Below are 21,121 nucleotides of genomic sequence, written 5' to 3'. Positions count from 1 at the left end.
GTCACGACAGGGTAGAGCCGCCCGCGCGCAGGGTGGCCGCCAGCGCCCGCCCCTCGCCGGCGCGGCACTCGGCCACCGCCCGCGCGCCCCGGCAGGCCCGCAGCCGCCGCGGCCCCACGCCCTCGTCCACGCGCAGCGGCTCGCCGCGCCGTCCGAGCCACACGAGGTCGAGGGCGAAGCGCATCCCGCACGTGTGGACCGACCGCGTGCCACCGAGCACGAGCGCGGTCCCCGGCGGGACGCCCCGCAGACCGGCGAGCCCGAGCAGGCGCGCGCGGGGCGTGCGCGCGAGGGCGAGCGTGAACGGCCCGGCGGAGCGGTGGGGCAGGCGGCGCAGGCGCGGAGGCATGCGGCCACCCTCCCCCGGCACCCGCCGCGTCGGGCGCGGCGGTGCAGGTCCGCAACGTCCTCGCGGCAGTCCTGCGACGAAGCGCGTGCGTCCTACGCGCCGTTGCGCTCGTGCAGGAGCTTGAGCCCCTTGAGCGTCAGCAGGTCGTCGACCGAGTCGATCGACGTGCAGTGCGGGACGATGTGGTTGGCGAGCCCGCCGGTGGCGATCGTCGTCGCCTCCTCGCCGAGCTCCTCCTGGATGCGCTCCATGACGCCGTCGACCTGCGCGGCGAAGCCGTAGATCACGCCGGAGCGGATCGCGTCGACCGACGACTTGCCGATTGCGCTGCGGGGCGCGGCCAGGTCGATGCGGGGGAGCTTCGCGCCGCGGCTGGTCAGGGCCTCGAGCGACACCTCGACCCCGGGCGCGATCACCCCGCCCAGGAACTCCCCCTGGGCGCTGACGACGTCGAAGTTCACCGCCGTGCCGAAGTCGACGCTCACGCACGGCCCGCCGAGGAACTCGAACGCGGCGACGGCGTTGACGAGGCGATCGGCGCCGAGCTCGCGCGGGTTGTCGATGCGGATCGGCATCCCGGTGCGCAGCCCTGGTCCCACCGCCAAGGTCTTGTGGCCGAGGTAGCGCCGGCCCATCTCGACCCACTCGGGCTCGAGCTGCGGGACGCTGGAGGACACGATCGACGCGTCGAGGTCGGCCATGCCCACGCCGCGCAGCTCGAGCAGGTTGCGCAGCGCCGCGCCGATCTCGTCCGCGGTCGACGTGCGCACCGTCGCGAAGCGCCAGTGCTCGACCAGCTGCTCGCCGTCCCACGTGCCGAAGTGGGTCTGCGTGTTGCCGACGTCGACCACGAGGAGCACGGCCGCAGCGTAGGCGGTGGGACACCCGCCGTGGTGCCCCACTAGGCTCGCGGCCCATGGCGACGAAGCTCTACGTGGTCCACGGCTCGCACCCCTGCGCGGCGGTCGAGGCGGCCCTCCAGCGCAAGGGCCTGCCCTACCGCACCGTCGAGCTCCCGCCGCCGATGCACGCAGCGGTGATGCCGCGCCTGTTCCCGGGCCGGACGGTGCCGGCGATCCGCTTCGACGACGGCGAGAAGGTCCAGGGCTCGCGAGCGATCATGCGCCGCCTCGAGGAGCTGCGCCCCGAGCCGCCGCTCTACGGCCACTCGCCCGAGCAGCGCGGCGAGGTCGAGCAGGCCGAGCGCTGGGGCGACGAGGTCCTGCAGCCCGTCGCGCGCACGTTCCTCTGGCCCGCCTTCCAGAAGAGCCCGGCGTCGATGAAGGGCTACCAGGAGGGTGGGAAGCTGCCGGCGATGCCGGTGCCCGTCCTCAGGGCGATCGCGCCGGTCGCCACGCGCATCGAGCGCAAGCTCAACGACGCGACCGACGATGCGGTGCGCGACGCCCTCGCCGCGCTGCCCGCCCAGCTCGACCAGGTCGACGCCTTCATCGCCCAGGGCGTCATCGGCGGCGAGGAGCCCAACGCCGCGGACTTCCAGATCGGCGCGACGCTGCGGCTCCTCATCACCATCGGGGACGTCCAGCCCCTCTTCGAGGGCCGCCCTGCGGCGGACCTCGCGCACCGGTGGTTCAGCCCGCTGCAGGGCTCGACGCCCGCGGGGCTGCTGCAGACCGCGTAGCGGCGCGGTCGAGCTCGCGGCCGATCAGGTCAGCGAGCACCTCGGGCTGGTCGAGTGGCACGAACGTCCGCGCGTCGTGCACCTCGACCAGCTCGCTGTCGCCGAACAGCGCCGCCAGGCGGCGCCCGTCCTCGAGGCGGAAGAAGCGGTCGGCCGGCGCCCAGGCCAGCAGCACCCGTCCCTCGTAGCGGGGCAGCCGCGTCGCGACGTCGAGCAGCTCCTGCGGATCGACGTTGGACAGGAAGCGCCCCGTCTCGTCGCGCACCGCGCGGTCCTGGGACAGGGGCCGGCACCAGCGCTCGAGCTGGGACGCCGGGACCTTGTGCGTCGTGAGGACCCCGAAGCCCAGGCGGCGCACCGGCGCGAGCTTCAGGGCCGCGCCGGTCAGCGCCATGAGGCCCGGCACCCTGGGCAGTGCGAAGACCAGGTTGAACGGCGGCGGCGGGAAGCGGTCGAAGCAGTCGCAGTCCGTGAGGACGACCCGCGCCACGCGCTCGGGCGCCTCGTCGAGGACGAACTGGCAGATGGCGCCACCGGTGTCGTTGCCCACGAGCGTCACGTCCTCGAGCTCCAGCGCGTCGAGCAGCTCGAGGACGAGGCGGGCGACGCCGCGCGGCGAGGCGTCGAAGCCGGGGCCCATGGCCCGCCGGTGCGACCCGAGCGGCAGCGTCGGGCGGATGCACCGCGCCCGGCTGCCCAGCGCCTTGGCGGTCGGGGCCCACAGGGTCTCGTCGACGAGGAAGCCGTGCACGAAGACGACGGGCGGGCCGCTGCCCTCGTCCTCGTACTCGAGCGTCCCCTGCGACAGCGTGATCTCCGGCATGGCGTCCTCCGCGTCGTCTACGTTTCCGTACAGCCTGTACGCAACGTACATGCAGTCTGTATGGAACGCAAGCGCCGAACCCAGGACGAACGCTCCGCCGCCACCCGCGGCGCCCTCCTCGACGCCGGTCGCGGCCTCTTCGGCGAGCGTGGCTACGCCGCGGTCGGGACCGAGGAGCTCGTGCGCGCCGCCGGGGTCACGCGCGGCGCGCTGTACCACCAGTTCAAGGACAAGGCCGCGCTCTTCGAGGCGGTCTTCGAGGCCGTCGAGCAGGAGGTCACCCAGCGCGTGGCCACCGAGGCGCTCGGCGCCGGCGCGGCCGACCCGCTGAGCGCGCTGCGCCACGGCGCGCAGGTCTTCCTCGACGCCTGCGCCACCCCGGAGGTCGAGCGGATCGTCCTGCTCGACGCGCCCGCGGTCCTCGGCTGGGAGCGCTGGCGCGAGATCGGCATGCAGCATGGCCTGGGCATCGTCCTGGCGACGCTGCAGGCCGGCATGGAGGCCGGCGCGGTGCGCGGGCAGCCCGTCGAGCCGCTGGCCCACGCGCTGCTCGGCGCGCTCGACGAGCTGGCGATGTGGGTCGCCCGGGCGCCCGACCGCGAGGCCGCGCGCGACCAGGCGATGGGGACCGTCGACGGGCTGCTGGCGGCGCTGGCGCCCTAGCGGTACGCCCTGGCCCGCTTGAGCACCTTGTCGACGTACCACCACGCGTGGTTGTAGGCGTAGAGCGCGCGGCGGTAGGAGCGCGGCGCGCCGCTGGCCCGCAGGTAGCGCGCGGTGGAGAAGATCGCGTCGACGCTCGAGTGCGGGCTGGCCCTGCCGTCACCGTCGGCGTCCATCCCGTAGATCCGCCAGCTCGACGGCAGGAACTGCGTCCAGCCGATGGCCCCCGCGCTCGACGGCCCCATGGTGCAGCCGTGGCCCGACTCGACCTCGGTGATCGCGGCCAGCACGCTCCAGCGCAGGCCGAAGGCGCGGCCCGCCGCCTGCCAGGTCTCGCGCAGTGGCCCGGCGCCCGAGCAGCGGGCGACCGCGCGCAGGCCGGTCCTGATCGACGGCCGGCGGCCGAGGGCGCGGTTCGAGCGGGCGAGGCGCACGAGCGAGGCGGTGCGCAGCGCGGTGGTCCCGGCCGACGCCGCGGAGGACTTCAGGACCAGGCGCTCGACCCACGCCGCGGGCCGGCCGCGCCGGGCGGCGCCGTGGCGCCACGAGAGGTGCAGGTGGTGGCCGCGGCCGTGGCCCGCGTCGCCGTCGTAGCCGACCCAGCGGAAGGGCCGGCGCGGGCGCCCCTGGCGCGGCTCGGCCCAGCGCGCGAGGCGGTCGACGTCGGCCCAGCTGCCGCCCGGCCCGGGGACGAGGTCGACCGCGAGGCCGACCGGGTGCTCGCCGTCACGGGCGTGGCCGGACATCGCGAAGCCGTCGGTCACGCGGACGTGGAAGGTGCGGATGAGCCACTGCACGTCGGCGGCCAGACGCGAGTCGATGCGCTCGCCCGGCTGGCCGGCGATCGAGACGAAGCGGCCATGGCCGGCGACGCGCTTGACCCCCGTCGCCCGTGCGGCGGTCGCCGTGGTGGTGGCCGTCGTCGCGGTGGAGGCCTGGGCGGGCGTGCGGACCTTGCGCGTCTCGCAGCCTGACGGCTTGTCGCCCTTGTCGAGCACCGCCACGTCCTTGGCCCCCGCGCCGCAGCGCAGGTCCTCGACGGTGGCGTCGACGGTCGAGAGGTGGTCGTCGCCGGCGCCGCCGTCGACGAGGTCCTTGCCCGAGCCTCCGATGAGGAGGTCCCTGCCGTCGCCGCCCTCGACGACGTCGCCGCCGCCCTTGCCGTCGAGGCGATCGTCGCCGGGGCCTCCGATGATCCGCTGGGGCCAGTCGGACCCCGTCAGGTCGTCGTTGCCGGCGCCCCCGAGGAGGTCGTCGGCGGAGGAGCGCACGTCGTCGCCCTCCCCCGTCTCGCCGTCGTCGGCCTTGCCGTCGAGCGTCACCCGCACGCCGGCCCGGCGCGCCGTGTAGTCGACGGTGTCCTGGCCCTCCCCGCCCTCCATCGCGTCGGGCCCCAGGCCGCCGTCGAGCCAGTCGGCGCCGCCGCCGCCGTCGAGCCGGTCGGCGCCGTCGGCCCCCGCGAGGCGGTCGTCGCCCTGCGCCCCGCGCAGGCCGTCGTCGCCCGCGCCGCCGTCGAGCCGGTCCGCGCCGTCGCCGCCGTCGAGCCCGTCGGCACCGGCGGCGCCCCAGAGCTCGTCGTCCCCGCTGCCACCGCCGAGCTCGTCGGCGTCGTCGCCCCCGTCGAGGCGGTCGGCGCCGTCGCCGCCCGCGAGCGCGTCGGCGCCGGGCCCGCCGTCGAGGCGATCGCCCTCGGCGTCGCCCTCCAGGCGGTCGTCGCCGTCGCCGCCGTCGAGCCGGTCGCTGCCGTCCTCGCCCTCCAGCCGGTCGCTCTCGGCGCCGCCCTCGAGCTGGTCGTCGCCCGTGTCGCCGTCGAGGACGTCGCTGCCGTCGCCGCCCCGCAGGACGTCGTTGCCGTCGGCCCCGTCGAGGCCGTCGCGGCCCGGGCCGCCCTCGGCGCTGTCGTCGCCGGTGCCGGTCAGGAGGTCGTCGTCGCCGGACCCGCCGTCGAGCTGGTCGTCGCCGGCGCCGGCGTCGAGGCTGTCGGTGCCGTCGTGGCCCTCGAGGCGGTCGTCGCCGTCGGCGGCCTTCAGGACGTCGTCGCCCGCGCCGCCGCGCAGGAGGTCGTCGCCGGTGCCGGACTCCAGGCGGTCGGCCCCGTCGTCGCCGTCGAGCTGGTCGGCGCCGTCGCCGCCCAGCAGCTTGTCGCCACCCGCCCCGCCGCCGAGGACGTCGTCGCCGCCGCGGCCGTCGAGGGTGTCGTTGCCGTCGGCACCGACGAGGGTCCCGGCGGTCTGGGCGCCGGTGAGCCGGTCGTCGCCCGCGCCGCCGTCGAGCGTGACGGCGACCGACGTGGCGTTCGCGGTGAGGGTGTCGCCGCGGTCGCCGCCGAGGACCTCCAGCCGGGTGGCGCCGCTGAGCGGGCACGTGACCTTCCCGGACGCGAGGGTGCAGCCGGTGCCGGCCGCGAGCTTCAGGCCGGCGCCGTCGGTGATGAGGACCGCGCCGGCGGTGGCGTCGGCCACGGTCGTCGTGTTGGCCTCCCACGTGCCGGCGACGACGCGCAGCGCGTCGCCCGACCGTTCGACGGTCGCGGCGTGGCCGGATGCGGCGGGGAGCGCGACCAGGGCGGCGGCGGTCGCGAGGAGGGTGCGGCGCAGGTGGGACGGCATGCAGGGGAGCGCGCCGGCGCACGGCGGACGTGCCCTCCGACGTCGGCGCGGGCGGGGAGGCCTTGAGGTCCGGCCAGGCCGGTCTGGACGCCGGCGGTCCGGCGCAGGACGGCGCCGGGCTCAGGCGGCGACGGCGAGGGGCGGGCCCTCGCGGCGCACGCCCTCGTCGACGGGCAGCGCGGCGAGCGCGTCGGCCAGCCGGGTGCCGTCGGGCGTGGTGAGCTCGAGGTCGAGCTCGAGCAGCGGGACCAGCACGAACCGCCGCGCGGTGACCTGGGCGTGCGGGAGCGTGAGACGCCCGGAGCGGTGCGGCGCGTCACCGAGCAGCAGCAGGTCGACGTCGATCGGGCGCGGCCCGTGGCGCACGTAGCCGGGCTGGCCGGCGAGCGTCCGGCCGCGCTCGGCCTCGACGGCCTTGCACGCGTCGAGCAGCTCCTCGGGCGAGAGCGCCGTCGCGATGCGAATGCAGGCGTTGAGGAAGCTCGGCTGGTCGAGGACCTCGCCGACCGGGTCGGTGTCGTAGGTCGAGGACGACGCGAGGACGCGCACGCCGTGGGCCGGCAGCGCGTCGACGGCGGCCTGGAGGTGCTCGCGGCGGTCGCCGACGTTCGAGCCCAGCCCGAGGAAGCCGACCTGCTCGCTCATCGGAGGATCGCCAGCTGGCGGCTCATCGCGATCAGGCGGCCGTCCTGGGCGAAGAGCTCGCCGTCCTCCTCGACGAAGCCGTCCTGCACGTGGCGCGACCGGAAGATCGCGAGGACGTGGTCGTCCGGGCCGTGGCCGGCGAGCGGCAGCGGCGCCCGGAAGTGGACGGTGAGGTCGATCGTCGGAGCCATCGCGGGGGCGCTGAGACGGCTGAAGGACGCGGGCATCCACGCGTCGGTGAGCAGCGTGACCAGGGGCGCGTCGAGCGGCTGGCGGTCGTGCGCGAGGCGCAGCCAGCCGCCGGACACGGCGTCGGGGGCGCCGCTGAACGGCACGCCGCCGAGCGCCCACCGGGTCTCGAAGCGGTGGGCCACCGCCGGCATCTCCGGCCGCGGCCTGAACGGCTCGAGCGCGTCCGGCGGGGGGACGTCGGGCGGGCCGTCGAGCTGCCAGGTCTGCGGCGACGCGAAGGCCAGCGAGAAGGCGGCGATGGCGAGGACCATCGGCTTTCCGTCCTGGACGAGCCTCGCCGTGAGGGTGCTGACCGACCGCCCCGCGCGCTCGACGGTGACCTCGAGGGTGGCGGGTCCGGGCTGGGGCGGGCGCAGGAAGTGGCAGGTCAGCGAGCGCGGGGAGCGGGCCGGGTCGCCCACGGCGTCCTGCATGGCGCGCAGGACGATGGCCGCGACGTAGCCGCCGTTGGGACCGGTCGGCGCGTTCCAGGCGTCCGAGATCGTGACGGCGCCGCCGGGACCGACCGCGGTCTCGGCGGCGAAGGCGTGGTCGCCCACTAGTCCTCGCTGCCGCCGCGCTGGCGCCAGACCTCGACCGCGACCTCCTCGACCGGCAGCGGGATCGGGGGCTCGGGCTTGGCGGCCTTCACCCACACCTCCTCGGCGGCGTAGCGGTCCAGGAGGCGGTCGGCGATCGCCGAGCACAGCCGCTCGAGGGTCTTGTACGAGCGCTGCTGGGCGACGAGGGAGACGACGTTGCAGACCTCGCCGTAGTCGATCGTGTCCTCGACGAGGTCGGTCACGGTCGCGTCGACGTCGCCCACCTCGAGGCGCAGGTCGAGCACCAGCCGCTGGCCGATCTCGCGCTCGGCCTCGGTCACCCCGTGGTGGGTGTAGAGCGACAGGCCGCGGACCTCGATCGTGACCTCGGTCTGGTCCGCGACGTCCTCGTCGTCGTCCTCGTCGGGCTCGAAGCCCTCGTCGTCGGCGTCGTCCTCGAGCGGGTCGAGCTCGTCGTCGTCGCGGTCAGGCGCCATCGGCGCGCAACGTAGCAGCGGCCACCGCCAGCGCCTGGACCGCCTCGCGCACGTCGTGCACGCGGAAGAGCGTCGCGCCGCGCTCGAGGGCCATGACGCAGGTCGCCAGCGTGCCGGGGACGCGGTCGTGCGGGTCCGTCGCGCCGGTCAGCCGGCCGATGAACGACTTGCGCGACGTGCCGATGAGCAGCGGGAACCCGAGCGTCGTCAGCTCGTCGAGGCGGCGCAGGAGCTCGAGGTTGTGCGCCAGGCCCTTGCCGAAGCCGATGCCGGGATCGAGGTGGATGCGGTCCTCCCGCACGCCCTCGGTGACCGCGAACTCGATGCGCTGCTCCAGGAACGCCTTCACGTCGCTGACGACGTCGTCGTAGCGCGGCGCGTCCTGCATCGTCCGCGGCTCGCCGCGCATGTGCATCAGGCAGCACGTCGCCCCGCGGTCGGCGACGAGGCCCGCCATCTCCGGGGCGGCGCGGAAGGCGGTGACGTCGTTGACGTACGTCGCGCCGGCGGCGAGCGCGGCCTCGGCGACCTCGAGCTTGCTCGTGTCGATGGAGACCGTCGCGCCGCTGCGCGCCAGCGCCCCGACGACGGGGACCGTGCGACGCAGCTCCTCGTCGGCGGGGACCGGCAGCGCCCCGGGGCGCGTGGACTCGCCGCCCACGTCGAGGATCGCCGCGCCCTGCCGCGCGAGCTCCAGCCCGTGCGTCACCGCGTCGTCGTGGCCGAACCACTCGCCACCGTCGGAGAACGAGTCCGGCGTGACGTTGAGGACGCCCATGACGGTGAACGGGGCGGTGGTCGCCGTCACGCGGCGGGACGCTAGCGCGCGGGGCCGTCGGGCGGCCTCGCATGGCCCGTCGAGCGTGCACCACGTGCACGAGGTGTCGGGGCGCGCCGCCGGGCCTCCCGAAGACGTGTCGTGCATGTGGTCCATGCACGACACGTCATCGGTCGCGCAGGAGCCCGCCCGCCTCGCGGCGGCGCGACGGGCTAGGCGAGGCCCGGACGCTCTGGCGAGTCGAGCCCGCGCGCCTCGGCGCCGGCCAGACCCGGACGCGGCAGCGGGCGCGGGGCCTCACGGCCCGGGCGCTCGGGGGCGGCGGACTCGGGCGCGGAGCCGCCGTCGGCCTCGGTGGGCTCGTCGGGCCCGAAGACCTCCTCGGGCGACTTGCCGTCGAGGAGCGCCTCGAACTCGTGCTTCTCGATCGTCTCGCGCTTGACCAGGAGCTGGCTGATCGTCTCGAGCGCCTCGCGGTGCTCGAGGAGGATCGACTTCGCACGCTGGTGGGCGGACTCGACGATGCGGCGGATCTCGTCGTCGATCTCGCGGGCGAGCTCGTCGGAGTAGTCGGGCTCCGAGGAGAACTCGCGGCCGAGGAACGGCTGGCCGTGGTCGTGGCCGAAGACGCGGGGGCCGAGCTTCTCGCTCATGCCGAAGCGCATGACCATCTGCTTGGCCGTGGCGGTGATCTTCTCGAGGTCGTTCGACGCCCCGGTCGTGATCTCACCGAAGACGATCTCCTCCGCGGCGCGGCCGCCGAGGGTCATCGCCATCGTGTCCTGCAGCTCGGCGCGCGTGGTGAGGAACTTGTCCTCCTGCGGCATCGAGATCGTGTAGCCGAGCGCCTGGCCGCGGCCCACGACGGAGATCTTGTGCACCGGATCGGCGTGCTCGAGGAAGTGCCCGACGATCGCGTGGCCCATCTCGTGGTAGGCGGTGATGAGCTTCTCCTTCTCGCCCATCACGCGCGTCTTCTTCTCGGGGCCGGCGACGACGCGCATGATCCCCTCTTCGAGCTCGACCTGGGTGATCTCGCGCTTGCCGTTGCGCGCGGCGAGCAGCGCGGCCTCGTTGACGAGGTTGGCCAGGTCGGCGCCGGTGAAGCCCGGCGTCTGGCCGGCGAGCGCGTCGACGTCGATCTCGCGCGCCAGCGGCTTGCCGCGGGTGTGGACCTCGAGGATCTTGGCGCGGCCCTTGCGGTCGGGGCGGTCGACGACGATCTGACGGTCGAAGCGGCCGGGACGCAGGAGCGCGGGGTCGAGGATGTCCGGGCGGTTCGTGGCGGCGATGAGGATGATGTTGTCCTTCATCTCGAAGCCGTCCATCTCGACGAGCAGCTGGTTGAGCGTCTGCTCGCGCTCGTCGTGCCCGCCGCCGAGGCCGGCGCCGCGGTGGCGACCCACGGCGTCGATCTCGTCCATGAAGATGATGCAGGGCGAGTTCTGCTTGGCCTGCTCGAAGAGGTCGCGCACGCGGGACGCGCCGACGCCCACGAACATCTCGACGAAGTCCGAGCCGGAGATCGAGAAGAACGGGACGCCCGCCTCGCCGGCGACCGCGCGGGCCAGCAGCGTCTTGCCGGTGCCGGGCGGGCCGAAGAGCAGGACGCCCTTCGGGATGCGCGCACCCAGCGCCTGGAACTTCTTCGGGTTCTCGAGGAACTCCTTGATCTCGTGGAGCTCCTCGACGGCCTCGTCGGCCCCCGCCACGTCGCGGAAGGTGATCTTCGGCGAGTCGACGCTCAGGCGCTTGGCCCGGGACTTGCCGAAGGACATGACCTTCGAGCCGCCGCCCTGGACCTGGTTCATCAGGAAGATCCAGAACCCGATGAAGATGAGGAACGGCAGGACGTAGGTCAGGAGGCTGAGCCAGCCGTTGGACTTCGACGGCTCGACGTCGTAGTCCGTGATCTTGCCCTGGGCCTTGGCCGCCTGGAGCTGGTTCTCCAGGGTGTCCGCGGTCTCGCGGTTGTAGCCCGTCTCGTAGGTCTTGCCGCCCTTGAGCGTGACCTCCATGACCTGGTCCTTGGTCCGGAGGTTCACCGTCTTGACCGCGCCGTCGGCCAGCTGGGTGTTGAAGTCGCCGCGGCTCGGCGGCTCCTGCTTGTCCTGGCCCCCGATGAGGCGCTGGGCGAAGAACGCCAGCACCACGACGATGAGGATCGGGAACGCCGCGCTCTTGAAGAACCTGCTCAAGGGTGGTCAAGCGTAGCAGCGGCGCCCGTACCGCCCGCCCGCTTGGCGCGCGGCTCTCAGGCCGCTCTCAGTCGGCCAGTGCGGCCACGTACGGCAGGTTCCGGTAGCGCTCCCCGGAGTCCAGCCCGTAGCCGATGGCGAAGCGGTGGGGGATCTCGAACCCCGTGTAGCGGATCGGCAGCTCGACCTTGCGCCGCTCGGGCTTGGTCAGCAGGGAGCAGACCTCGAGCGACCGGGGGTCGCGCGCCCCGAGGTTGCGCAGCAGGTACTGGAGGGTCAGGCCGCTGTCGACGATGTCCTCGACGATGAGGACGTCGCGGTCCTCGATCGGGCGGTCGAGGTCCTTGAGGATCCGCACGACGCCGCTGGAGTCGGTGGCGCTGCCGTAGCTCGCGACGGCCATGAAGTCGACCTCGCACGGGATGTCGATCTGGCGCATGAGGTCGGCGAGGAAGAACACCGCGCCCTTCAGGACCCCGACCAGGAGGAGGTCGCGCTCGGCGTAGTCGCGCGAGATCTCCGCCCCGAGCTCGCGGACCCGGTGCTTGAGCTGGTCGGGCTGGACGAGCATCTCGCCGATCTTGGGGTCCCGCATGCGCCGGCCGAACGCTACGCGGTCGAGCGGCGAAGCGGCGGCGTGCGCTCGGCGTGCACCTCGCCACGGCGGACGACGAGCCGCGCGCCGTCGCCCACGTCGAGCGCCCCGCTCTCCAGGGCGAGCAGCTCGTCGAGGCGGTGTGACGCCCGCGGGCACAGCGCACCGGTGGCCTGCTCGGCGAGGTGGCGCACCACGAGCCGCGCCAGCGCCGGCGGGAGGACCCGCAGCTCCTGGCGCGGGATCCGGTCGCGCCCGGCGAGTGTCGTGGCGATGAGCTCGTCGAGGACCGCGGCCTCCTCGCGCAGCAGCTCGGCGGTGCGCAGGATGTTGTCGCTGGCGCGCGCGTCGACCGCCGCGAGCGCCGGGACGAGCCCGTGGCGCACGCGGGCGCGCGCGAACCCGGGGTCGTCGTTGCTCGGGTCCTCGAGGACGGGCAGGTCGCGGCCGGCGCAGTGCGCGGCGGTCTCCTCGCGCGTGACGCGGGCGGCCAGCAGCGGGCGCACCAGCCCGTCCTCGCGCTGCGCGGCCATGCCGAGCAGGGCGCGGCGGCCCGGGCTCGTGGCGAGGCGGTAGAGGACGGTCTCGACCTGGTCGGTGGCCGTGTGGCCCAGCGCGAGGCGCGCCCCGCGGGCGGCCGCGGCGGCGTGGCCCGCGGCGTGGCGGACCTCGCGCGCCCACGCGTGGACGTTGCCGTCGGCCTCCGGGTCGCGGGGCGGCGCGGCGTGGACCTCGAGGGCGACCCCGAGGCGGTCGGCGAGGTCCGCGCAGTGCTCACGCTCGCGCGCCGAGGCCTGCGGCCCGCGCAGGCCGTGGTCGACGTGCAGCGCCGTGGTGCTCGCGGTTCCGGCCAGCCGCGCGGCGGCGTCGAGCAGGCACGTGGAGTCCCGGCCGCCCGAGAGCAGCACGACGACCGGCTCGCCCGGCGGGAGCAGGCCCGTGGCGCGGATGCGGTCGAGGAGGTCCACGGCGGGGAGGCTACGGACGCGGGTGTGCCGTCTCACGCACGCATCGCCACGTCTCGGGCGCGAAGCTGCGCCGACCTTGCGGCGGTCGGGCGGGGTCGCCGGTCCAGGCGCCACCATGGCCCTCGTGCCCACCGACGTCGACACGCCCCTCGCCGGGGTCGCCCTCGAGCGCCTGCGGACCCTCACCGGCCGCGAGGACGCCGTCTTCCGTGAGGGCCAGCTCGAGGCGATCACCGACCTCGTCGAGGACCGGGCGCGCGTGCTCTGCGTGCAGCGCACCGGCTGGGGCAAGTCCGCCGTGTACTTCGTGGCGACCGCGCTGCTGCGCGAGCGCGGCAGCGGGCCAACGCTGATCGTCTCCCCCCTGCTGGCGCTCATGCGCGACCAGCTCGGCGCCGCCCGGCGGCTCGGACTGCGGGCGCACACGATCAACTCGACCAACCGCGAGGAGTGGGACGCGATCCGCGACGAGCTCGCGAGCGACACGGTCGACCTCCTGCTCGTCGGGCCCGAGCGCCTCAACAACCCCCGCTTCCGCGACGAGCTGCTGCCGCTGTTCAGCGACGCGATCGGCCTGCTGGTCGTCGACGAGGCGCACTGCATCAGCGACTGGGGCCATGACTTCCGTCCCGACTACCGGCGCGTGCGCGACATGCTCGAGCGCCTCGGCGACGACGTCGCGGTGCTGGCGACGACGGCGACGGCGAACGACCGCGTCGTCGAGGACGTGCTCGAGCAGCTGGCCTCCGGCCGGGCCGAGCGGCTGCGCTCCTACCGCGGACCGCTGGCGCGCCAGTCGCTGCGCCTGGAGGTCGTCGAGCTCACGCGGCCCGCCGAGCGCCTGGCGTGGCTGGCCGAGCACCTCGGCGAGCTGGAGGGCTCGGGCATCGTCTACACGCTCACGGTGCGCGACGCCTCGCGCGTGGCCGAGTGGCTGCAGCGCCGCGGGATCTCGGCGCTGGCCTACAGCGGCGAGCAGCCGACCGAGGAGCGCGAGGAGGCCGAGCGCCGCCTGCGCGCCGACGAGGTCAAGGCCGTCGTCGCCACCAGCGCGCTGGGCATGGGCTACGACAAGCCCGACCTGCGGTGGGTCGTGCACTTCCAGGCGCCCGGCTCCGTCGTCGCCTACTACCAGCAGGTCGGCCGTGCCGGCCGCGCCGTCGACCACGCCGACGTCGTGCTGCTGCGCGGCGGCGAGGACCGCGCGATCCAGGACTTCTTCATCGACCAGGCCTTCCCGTCGGCCGAGCTCGTCGGCCGCGTGCTCGAGGAGCTCGACGGCGCCGGCGACGCGGGCCGGTCCTCGCGCGAGCTGCAGGCGATCGTGAACCTCGGCGCGGGGCGCATCGAGGCGCTGCTCAAGGTCCTCGACGTCGAGGGCGCGGTGCGCCGCAGCGGCTCGAAGTGGGCCGCGGTGGCCGATCGCGACTGGACCTACGACGACGAGCGCTACGCGCGCGTCACCGACCTGCGCCGCGCCGAGCAGCGCGCGATGGCCGCCCTCGGCGCCGACGGCCGCTGCCTGATGCGCGCGCTGCAGGAGGAGCTCGACGACCCCGGCGCCGAGGACTGCGGGCGCTGCGCCGTCTGCGCCGGCCCGCGCTTCGCCGCCGCGCCCGACCCGCTGCTCGTCGAGGAGGCCCAGCGCTTCCTGCGCAGCCAGCCCCACGTCTTCGAGGCCAAGAAGATGGCGCCCGACGCCTCGGGCGCCATGCGCAAGATCCCCCAGGACGCGCGGACCGAGGACGGCCTCGCCCTGGCCCGGATCGGCGACGGCGGGTGGTGGCCGCAGATCGACCGCGACCTGCAGGCGGGGTCGGTGGGCGACGAGCTCGCCGACGCGCTGGCCAGGCTCATCCGCGACCACGCCGTGGTCGCGCCGACCTGGCTGACGTGGGTGCCCTCGCGCAAGCTGGGCGACGGCCTCGGCGAGCTCGCCGCGCGGGTCGCCTCCCGGCTGGGCGTCGACTCCGCCGCCGCGGTCGAGCGCGTGGAGGACCGCCCCGCACAGCGCGCGATGGCCAACGCCGCGACGCAGGCCGCCAACGTCCGCGGCGCCTTCCGCGTCGTGGCGTCGCCGCCGCCCGGTCCCGGCGTGCTCCTCGACGACCTGCGCGGGTCCGGCTGGACGCTCGCCATGGTGGGCGGGCAGCTGCGCCGCGCGGGCGGGGGGCCGGTCGTGCCGGTGGCGCTCGCCGTGGCGTTCTAGCGGCCGCGCTGCGCCGCGCGGACGCCCACGAACAACCGCCGCGCCACCTCGGCCCCGACGACCGTCACGAGGATGAGCACGACCGCCCCCGCGATCGCGCCCGCGCCCGTCGGGTCGTCCAGCGACGCGCCGATCGCGGTGTAGGAGAACGCGCGGGGCGCGGACCCGACCAGCGTGCCGAGGGCGATCTGCCAGGTCTGCAGGCCGAGGACGCCGAAGGCGTAGGTCAGCGGGGCGTCCGGGACGCCGGGGGCGAGGCGCTGGGCCACCACGGCGCCCAGGCCATGGCGCTCGAGCGCGCGGGAGACCGCCTCCACCCGGGCGTGGCCGAGGTCGGCGACCGCGTCGCGGCCGGCCCAGCGCGCGATCCAGAGGCCGAGGACGGCGCCGAGGGTCGACGCGCTCAGGGTCACGACCGTGCCCGTGGCCGTGCCGAAGAGCGCGCCCGAGACGCCGGCGAGGACGGGGCCCGGGACGAGCAGGCAGCCGAGGACCGCCGAGAGCGGGACGTAGACGACGGGCGCGAAGGCCCCGGCGCCGTCGACGACCTGCTGGACGTCGCGGGTGTCGAGCACGTCGAGGACCGAGAACGCGAGCAGGCCCGCGGCCACCGCCAGCGCGAAGAGCGCCAGGCGCAGCCGCGGGCCTGCCACGACGAACGGGTCCGCGAGCGCGGACTAGCGGATGTGCAGCCCCGAGATGGCGCGCGAGATGACCAGGCGCTGGATCTCGGCCGTGCCCTCGAAGATGTCGTAGATCTTCGCGTCGCGGTGGAAGCGCTCCACCGGGAACTCGCGGGTGTAGCCGTTGCCGCCCAGGATCTGGATGGCGCGCTCGGTGACCTTCACCGCGACCTCGCCGGCCTTGAGCTTCGACATCGAGCCCTCGGCCTTGGTGAACGGGATCTGGTTGCGGCCCATCCAGGACGCGCGGTAGACGAGCAGGCGGGCGGCCTCGATCTCGAGCGCCATGTCGGCCAGCGTGAACGCGACCGCCTGGTTCTCGACGATCCGCTTGCCGAACTGCTCGCGCTCCTTGGCGTAGTCCAGCGCGTACTCGTAGGCGGCGCGGGCGATGCCCACGGCCTGGGCGCCGACGGTCGGGCGCGAGGCCTCGAACGTCGCCATGGAGGCGTTGGACTTCGTCTGGCTGCCGGCCGGGACCTTGCCCGCCGCGCGCTCACGGGCGCGGGCGAGACGCTCCTCGAGCTTCTCCTTGCCGCCGAGCACGTACTCGGCCGGGATGCGGCACTCGTCGAGGTGGACGTCGGCGGTGTGCGACGCGCGCAGGCCGTGCTTCTTGACCTTGGCGCCCTGCTCGATGCCCTTGGCTTCGCTCATCGGCACGACGAACGCGGCGTGGCCGCGAGCGCCGAGCTCGCGGTCGACCGTGGCGATGATGACGTGGACGTCGGAGATGCCGCCGTTGGTGGCCCACGCCTTCTGGCCGTTGAGGACCCACTCGTTCGTGGCCTCGTCGAACTTCGCCGTCGTGCGGACCGCCGAGACGTCGGAGCCGGCGTTGGGCTCGGAGGAGCAGAAGGCGGCGACCTTCACGTCGTCCGGGGTGCCGAAGCAGCGCGGGACCCACTGGCCGATCTGCTCGGGCGTGCCCTGGCCGATGATCGCGGCGACGGCGAGCGAGGTGCCCATGATCGCCATGCCGATGCCGGCGTCGCCCCAGAAGAGCTCCTCGTTGACGACCGGCAGGCCGAGGCCGGACGGCTCGGCGAAGAACTGCGCCATGCCCTCGAAGCCGTAGAGCCCGATCTTCGCGGCCTCCTGGATGACGGGCCAGGGCGTCTCCTCGCGCTCGTCCCACTCGGCGGCGGCGGGGCGGACGACGTCCTCGGCGAACCCGTGGACCCAGTCGCGGATGTCCTTGAGGTCCTGCGACAGCTCCATCGAGAACTGCGGCTCCGTGGACTCCGGAGCGGTCTCCTGCTGGGCCTGGACGGCCTCGTCAATGGCAGACATGGACGGATGTGTAACACACCGTTGCACGGTCGTCCACCCATGCGTTACGGTCATGGACGGATGGGGACGCCGGACCGCACGCGCCAGGGATCGCGCCGCCAGCGCGAGGAGGACATCGTCGCCGCGACGCGGGCGCTGTTCGACGAGCGCGGGGCCCAGGACGCGCCCGTGGAGGAGGTCGCCCGTGCGCTCGGCCTCAACCGCGCGCTGATCTACCGCCACTTCGCCTCGCGCGAGGAGCTCTACGTCCGCACGGTCACGACGTACCTCGACGAGCTCGCCGCCCTGCTGCGCGGCGCCGCGGCGGCCCACCAGGACCCCGCCGACGCGCTCGAGGCCCTGTGCGGCGCCTTCGCCGAGTTCGGCCTCGACCACCCCGCGTTCCCCGACGCGGCCCTGTCGCTCATGCGCCGCCCCGCCGACGAGCTGCGCGACGTCGTCTCCGACGGCACCTGGCTGCGCCTCGGCCAGTCCATGGGCGCCTGCCTGGGCACGAGCGCCCGCGTCCTACGCGCCGGGATGCTCAGCGGCGCCTTCGCGGTCGACGATCCCGACCTCACCGCCAACGTCCTGTACGCCCAGGGCCTGGGCACCCTCCACATCGCCCGGCTCGGCGTCGGCGTCAAGGAGATCCAGCCCGGCATGGCGACCGCCTTCCCGATCACGCGCGACGAGGTCCGCGAGGCGATCGTGGACGCCGCGCTCGCGCTCGTCGGCGTCCGCCGCGCCGCCCGCGCCGGCTAGTCCTCGTCGCGCGCCCGCGCGAGGAACAGCTCGGTCGGCGCGCTGAAGCCCTTGAGCCGCACCTCGCCGATGAGCCGGAACTCGAGGTGCCTGCCGGCGTGCTCGACGACCTGGCGCGTCACGACGACCTCGCCGCCGGCGGCCCGGGCCGCGACGCGCGCCGCCTGGTTGACCTCGCGCCCGTAGTAGTCGCCGTCGCGGTAGAGCGTCTCGCCCCAGTGGATGCCGATGCGCGGCAGCGGCCGCGTGGCCATGAGCTGCTGGAAGCCGACCGCCCAGTCGCACAGCGCGCCCGCGTCGGAGCCGACGATCATCACCTCGTCGCCGATCGTCTTGATGACGCGCGCGTCGTCGGGCAGCGTGTGCTCGACGTTCTCGACGAAGCGCTCGACGGCGCTCACCGCCTCCTCCTCGCCGACCTCCTCGGTCAGCCGCGTGTAGCCCGCGAGGTCGGCGAAGGCGATCGCGACGCGCAGGCGCCCGAGGTCGAGCGGCCCGTCGCCGAGGTCGGCCTCCATGTGGCCGATGACGTCCTGCTCGACGAAGTGCTGCAGGAAGCGCTGGTGGACGTGGTCCATCATCGGCGACGCGAGCGGCAGCAGCTCGCGCGCCAGGCCCTCCATCTCCTCGGCCATCTCCCACCCCGGCACGCCGTCGCGCATGAGCGGCTCATGGACGTAGAGGTGGAAGAGCCGGACCTCGGCGTCGGCGATCTGCGCCAGCGCCTGGCCGTACACGCGCACGAGCTGGAGGAAGGCGACGAGCGGGAAGCCCGCCGCCAGGACCGCCGCGGCGTAGCGCAGGAGCTGGAGGTCGTCCTCGCCCAGGCGGTCCAGCGAGCCGGCGCTGAACCCGAGCGCGGTGAGGATCCGCTGGATCAGCGCGGGCTCGAGCCCCGTGTCGGCGGCGACGTCCTCGATCGACAGCTGCCCCTCGACCGGCGGCAGCAGGTCCTCGATGTACGAGAACGCCAGCTGGCCGCTCTCCGTGGCCTTGGCGATCTGCGCGAGCGTGTGACCCCGCTCGCGCAGGCGCGCGACGACGCGGGCGTGCGCCGCGGCGCTCGCCGACAGCAGGCCGTCGTCGCCCGGCGCGGGCACGATGCCGCCGGCGATCCACCGGCGCAGCGTCGCGGGCGTGACGCCGATGGCGCGGGCAACGGCGGGGACGGTTCGCTGCTGCTCGCTCACACGCACCTCGGACGCTGCGACGGGGCCCTGGTGGGAGCCCCGTCACGTGCGGGGAAGACGCCCCGCCTCGCCGGCCGTCGACGCTCGTCCCCGAGGGAGCGGCGCCTCGCGGGAGGTGACCCTCCCACGCATCGGCCTGGTGCCTTGTTCGTGTGGCTCATGGGTACCGCGTTCGCCCGGTCGTTGTCAACGTGGACGGTCCACGGCCTCCAGGGCCAGGTGCGGGTAGTCGGCCTCGACGAGCTCCCGGTAGCGCGGGAAGACCGGCTTGGTGAGCGGCAGCAGGGCGAGCGCCGACGGCAGGTCGCCGCTGGCCTTGATCCGCCGGCGGGTGATCGCCATCGCGATGTTCTCGCGCCCCTGCCAGTACCGGTTGGCGACCTCGGAGCTCATCGTCATCTCGACCTTGGGCTCCCAGTCGACGTCGTCGCTCCACTCCCAGTGGAGGTTGCCCTCCTCGCCGTCGCGCGCCGGGCGGATGTTCACGACGAGGTCGACGTCGGTCAGCTCGAAGCGCTGCGGCACGTCGGCGGCGCGCAGCCGCGGGCCGACGTCGGGGTCCTCGGACATGAGCGTGAACGCCTTGTCGAGGACCTCGCGGACCTCCTCGGCCGAGCGGAAGCAGTGGACGGTGCCCATCAGACGAACGACCCCTCTCGGCGGATGAGGTTCTCGTGGACCTTGGCCTGCACGATGTCGCGGATCGCGTCGGCGACCTCGAGCACGAGCGCGCGGTCGTCGGCGTCGGCCGGGCCGTAGCGGCCCGCGAGGGCGACCGGGTCGCCGAACTCGATGCGCCAGCGCGACGGCAGCGGGACGGCGCCCAGCGGCCCGAGCAGCGGGAACGTCGGCGTGACGGGCAGCGGCGCGGCGCCCAGCAGCCGCCCGATCGCCGGCAGCTCGCCCACGCGCGGGTAGATCTCCTCGCTGCCGACGACCGCCGTCGGGATGATGGGCACCCCGGCGCGCAGGGCGAGCTCGACGAACTCGCCGCGGCCGAAGCGCTCGAGGCGGTAGCGCTCGGACCACGCCTTCTGCGCGCCCTTGGCGCCCTCGGGGAAGGCGAGGACGACGTGGCCCTCGCGCAGCAGCCGCAGCGCGTTGTCCGGCGAGGCCGGCGCGCCGCCGAGCTTGCGCGCCATGACGCTCACCCACGGCAGCTCGAACGCGCGATCGACGACCAGGAAGCGCGGCCGGCGCGGCACGGCGGTGCGCCGGCGCAGCGCGGTGGCGATCATCGCGGCGTCCCATGGCAGCGTCCCCGCGTGGTTGGCGACGACGAGCGCCCCGCCCTCGGCGGGGACGTGGTCGACGCCCGTGACCTTCACCCGCCACCACACGTCGAAGAGGAGGTCGAAGGCCGGGTCGACGCCGCGCGCGAACTGCTCGTCGAAGCCCCAGGCGTCCTCGTCGAAGTCGCCGCGCACGCGCTGGGCGGCGAGGTCGGCGGCGGCGCGCACGCCGCGCAGGACGGTGCCGATCACGCGGCCACCGCCTCGTCGCGGACGTCGGCGGCGACGGCCTCGATGGCCGCGGCGGTCGAGTAGCGCGGCGTGAAGCCGACGTCGCGCACGAGGCGCGTCGTGTCGACCCCGCGGCCGTAGCGCAGGTAGCGCACGACGTCGTCGCTGGGCAGCGGCAGGCCCGCCACGCGGCTGGCGACGCCGGCCGCCGGCCCGAACAGCGGCCCGGCCAGCGGCAGCGCGGGGCGGCGCAGCTTGCGCAGCATCCGGCTCAGCGAGACCGTCCCCTCCCCCGCGACGTTCACCGCGCCCCGCGCCGGGTGGCGCACCGCCGCGTGCAGCGCGCCGATCGAGTCGTCCTCGTGGACGACCTGGATGCGCGGGTCGAACCCGAGGTGCGTCGGGACGACCGGCGCCCGGAAGAGGCGCGTGATCGGCGTGTCGAGGGTCGAGCCCAGCACCGGCTGGAGGCGCAGGACGCAGCAGACGACCTCGGGCGTGCGCCGCGCGAAGGAGTCGACGAGGCGCTCGAGCTCCCCGACGTCGCGCTGCCAGCGCGTGCGCAGGGGGTAGCGGCGGTCCATGTCCTCGGTGAAGAACGCCGGTGCGCCGGGCTCGGAGCCGTAGATCGCCGCGCTGCCGCGCACGACGAGCGCGCGCACCTCGGGCAGGCGCCCGAGCGCGGCGAGCAGCTGGAGCGTGCCGATGACGTTGATGTCGTGCAGCTGGCGCGCGCTGCGGCCCGGCTCGGGGAACTGCGGGACGTCGTTGTGGACGACCGCCGAGATCCCCGTGCCGGCCAGCACGTCGGGGAGGTCGGGCGCGCGCAGGTCCGCGCGCACGTGGTCGATCCGCGACGCGATCGCGGGCGCCGGGTCGCGTGTGTCGAGCCCGACGACCGAGGCGCCGTCGGCCAGCAGCCGCTCCGCCAGGCGCTGGCCCCAGAAGTTGGCGACCCCGGTGATGAGGATGCGCTCTGCCAAGTCCGGCGCGCGCGGG

At 74.8% G+C, this 21,121-nt stretch carries 21 protein-coding genes; 4 read left to right on the top strand and 17 right to left on the bottom strand.

Going from position 1 to position 21,121, the window contains the following annotated elements; all coding sequences use genetic code 11:
* Position 1: 1 nt before the first annotated feature.
* Both JUB12_RS20650 and JUB12_RS20645 read right to left on the bottom strand, forming a co-directional pair.
* A complete protein-coding gene (locus JUB12_RS20650) occupies positions 2-349 on the bottom strand; it encodes a DUF192 domain-containing protein (protein ID WP_205697328.1) in 348 nt (115 codons plus the stop codon).
* Between the two features lie 92 nt (positions 350-441).
* The gene (locus tag JUB12_RS20645; RefSeq protein ID WP_205697327.1) at positions 442-1,209 is read right to left on the bottom strand and encodes a type III pantothenate kinase; all 768 of its coding nucleotides are present in this window, start codon (positions 1,207-1,209) and stop codon (positions 442-444) included.
* 56 nt (positions 1,210-1,265) lie between these two features.
* Here JUB12_RS20645 and JUB12_RS20640 point away from each other — a divergent pair, with 56 nt between their 5' ends.
* Positions 1,266-1,991 (top strand): glutathione S-transferase, encoded by a 726-nt coding sequence (locus JUB12_RS20640; protein WP_205697326.1) that lies wholly within the window; start codon positions 1,266-1,268, stop codon positions 1,989-1,991.
* Here JUB12_RS20640 and JUB12_RS20635 read toward each other — a convergent pair.
* On the bottom strand, positions 1,942-2,814 hold the full coding sequence (locus JUB12_RS20635; RefSeq protein ID WP_205697325.1) for an alpha/beta fold hydrolase: 873 nt from the start codon (positions 2,812-2,814) through the stop codon (positions 1,942-1,944). The two genes, JUB12_RS20640 and JUB12_RS20635, sit on opposite strands and share 50 nt — an antisense overlap.
* A gap of 60 nt (positions 2,815-2,874) precedes the next feature.
* On the opposite strand from JUB12_RS20635, the gene JUB12_RS20630 reads away from it, so the two are divergent.
* Positions 2,875-3,477 carry a TetR/AcrR family transcriptional regulator gene (locus JUB12_RS20630; protein ID WP_205697324.1) on the top strand — a complete coding sequence of 201 codons (603 nt, stop codon included), beginning with the start codon at positions 2,875-2,877 and terminating at the stop codon, positions 3,475-3,477.
* On the opposite strand, the gene JUB12_RS20625 is transcribed toward JUB12_RS20630, so the two are convergent.
* The 8 genes from JUB12_RS20625 to tilS all read right to left on the bottom strand — a co-directional run bounded on the left by JUB12_RS20625 (position 3,474) and on the right by tilS (position 12,540).
* Positions 3,474-6,086 carry a lytic murein transglycosylase gene (locus JUB12_RS20625; protein ID WP_205697323.1) on the bottom strand — a complete coding sequence of 871 codons (2,613 nt, stop codon included), beginning with the start codon at positions 6,084-6,086 and terminating at the stop codon, positions 3,474-3,476. The genes JUB12_RS20630 and JUB12_RS20625 overlap by 4 nt on opposite strands.
* A 120-nt stretch (positions 6,087-6,206) precedes the next feature.
* Positions 6,207-6,731 (bottom strand): 2-amino-4-hydroxy-6-hydroxymethyldihydropteridine diphosphokinase, encoded by a 525-nt coding sequence (gene folK / locus JUB12_RS20620; RefSeq protein WP_205697322.1) that lies wholly within the window; start codon positions 6,729-6,731, stop codon positions 6,207-6,209.
* Complete coding sequence (locus JUB12_RS20615) at positions 6,728-7,522, bottom strand: thioesterase family protein (RefSeq protein ID WP_205697321.1); 795 nt, start codon at positions 7,520-7,522, stop codon at positions 6,728-6,730. The genes folK and JUB12_RS20615 overlap by 4 nt, the downstream gene beginning before the upstream one ends.
* A complete protein-coding gene (gene folB, locus JUB12_RS20610; RefSeq protein ID WP_205697320.1) occupies positions 7,522-8,001 on the bottom strand; it encodes a dihydroneopterin aldolase in 480 nt (159 codons plus the stop codon). Before folB ends, JUB12_RS20615 begins: the two co-directional genes overlap by 1 nt.
* Positions 7,991-8,809 carry a dihydropteroate synthase gene (gene folP, locus JUB12_RS20605; RefSeq protein WP_241004335.1) on the bottom strand — a complete coding sequence of 273 codons (819 nt, stop codon included), beginning with the start codon at positions 8,807-8,809 and terminating at the stop codon, positions 7,991-7,993. The genes folB and folP overlap by 11 nt, the downstream gene beginning before the upstream one ends.
* A 182-nt stretch (positions 8,810-8,991) precedes the next feature.
* A complete protein-coding gene (gene ftsH / locus JUB12_RS20600) occupies positions 8,992-10,977 on the bottom strand; it encodes an ATP-dependent zinc metalloprotease FtsH (RefSeq protein ID WP_205697319.1) in 1,986 nt (661 codons plus the stop codon).
* Between the two features lie 67 nt (positions 10,978-11,044).
* Positions 11,045-11,572 (bottom strand): hypoxanthine phosphoribosyltransferase, encoded by a 528-nt coding sequence (hpt, locus tag JUB12_RS20595; RefSeq protein ID WP_205697318.1) that lies wholly within the window; start codon positions 11,570-11,572, stop codon positions 11,045-11,047.
* A gap of 14 nt (positions 11,573-11,586) precedes the next feature.
* A complete protein-coding gene (tilS, locus tag JUB12_RS20590) occupies positions 11,587-12,540 on the bottom strand; it encodes a tRNA lysidine(34) synthetase TilS (protein ID WP_205697317.1) in 954 nt (317 codons plus the stop codon).
* Between the two features lie 115 nt (positions 12,541-12,655).
* Here tilS and JUB12_RS20585 point away from each other — a divergent pair, with 115 nt between their 5' ends.
* Positions 12,656-14,749: a RecQ family ATP-dependent DNA helicase gene (locus JUB12_RS20585; RefSeq protein ID WP_205697316.1), complete on the top strand. Its 2,094-nt coding sequence runs from the start codon at positions 12,656-12,658 to the stop codon at positions 14,747-14,749.
* Here JUB12_RS20585 and JUB12_RS20580 read toward each other — a convergent pair.
* Entirely contained in the window at positions 14,746-15,402 is a 657-nt protein-coding gene (locus JUB12_RS20580; protein ID WP_205697315.1) for a TVP38/TMEM64 family protein, read from the bottom strand. The genes JUB12_RS20585 and JUB12_RS20580 overlap by 4 nt on opposite strands.
* A gap of 24 nt (positions 15,403-15,426) precedes the next feature.
* Positions 15,427-16,653 carry an acyl-CoA dehydrogenase family protein gene (locus tag JUB12_RS20575; protein ID WP_371822350.1) on the bottom strand — a complete coding sequence of 409 codons (1,227 nt, stop codon included), beginning with the start codon at positions 16,651-16,653 and terminating at the stop codon, positions 15,427-15,429.
* A 132-nt stretch (positions 16,654-16,785) separates the two neighbouring features.
* Here JUB12_RS20575 and JUB12_RS20570 point away from each other — a divergent pair, with 132 nt between their 5' ends.
* Positions 16,786-17,469 carry a TetR/AcrR family transcriptional regulator gene (locus tag JUB12_RS20570; RefSeq protein ID WP_205697313.1) on the top strand — a complete coding sequence of 228 codons (684 nt, stop codon included), beginning with the start codon at positions 16,786-16,788 and terminating at the stop codon, positions 17,467-17,469.
* Here the strand turns inward: JUB12_RS20570 and JUB12_RS20565 are convergent.
* The 4 genes from JUB12_RS20565 to JUB12_RS20550 all read right to left on the bottom strand — a co-directional run bounded on the left by JUB12_RS20565 (position 17,466) and on the right by JUB12_RS20550 (position 21,105).
* Positions 17,466-18,659 (bottom strand): adenylate/guanylate cyclase domain-containing protein, encoded by a 1,194-nt coding sequence (locus JUB12_RS20565; RefSeq protein WP_241004334.1) that lies wholly within the window; start codon positions 18,657-18,659, stop codon positions 17,466-17,468. The genes JUB12_RS20570 and JUB12_RS20565 overlap by 4 nt on opposite strands.
* A 186-nt stretch (positions 18,660-18,845) precedes the next feature.
* On the bottom strand, positions 18,846-19,298 hold the full coding sequence (locus JUB12_RS20560) for an SCP2 sterol-binding domain-containing protein (protein WP_205697311.1): 453 nt from the start codon (positions 19,296-19,298) through the stop codon (positions 18,846-18,848).
* A complete protein-coding gene (locus JUB12_RS20555; RefSeq protein ID WP_205697310.1) occupies positions 19,298-20,143 on the bottom strand; it encodes a lysophospholipid acyltransferase family protein in 846 nt (281 codons plus the stop codon). Before JUB12_RS20555 ends, JUB12_RS20560 begins: the two co-directional genes overlap by 1 nt.
* Complete coding sequence (locus JUB12_RS20550; protein ID WP_205697309.1) at positions 20,140-21,105, bottom strand: NAD-dependent epimerase/dehydratase family protein; 966 nt, start codon at positions 21,103-21,105, stop codon at positions 20,140-20,142. The genes JUB12_RS20555 and JUB12_RS20550 overlap by 4 nt, the downstream gene beginning before the upstream one ends.
* Positions 21,106-21,121 lie beyond the last annotated feature (16 nt).

It is taken from the genome of Conexibacter sp. SYSU D00693 (genome assembly GCF_017084525.1).
Lineage (GTDB): Bacteria > Actinomycetota > Thermoleophilia > Solirubrobacterales > Solirubrobacteraceae > Baekduia.
Note: the sequence above shows the minus strand (reverse complement) of the source record. Positions and strands in the feature narration are given on the sequence as shown.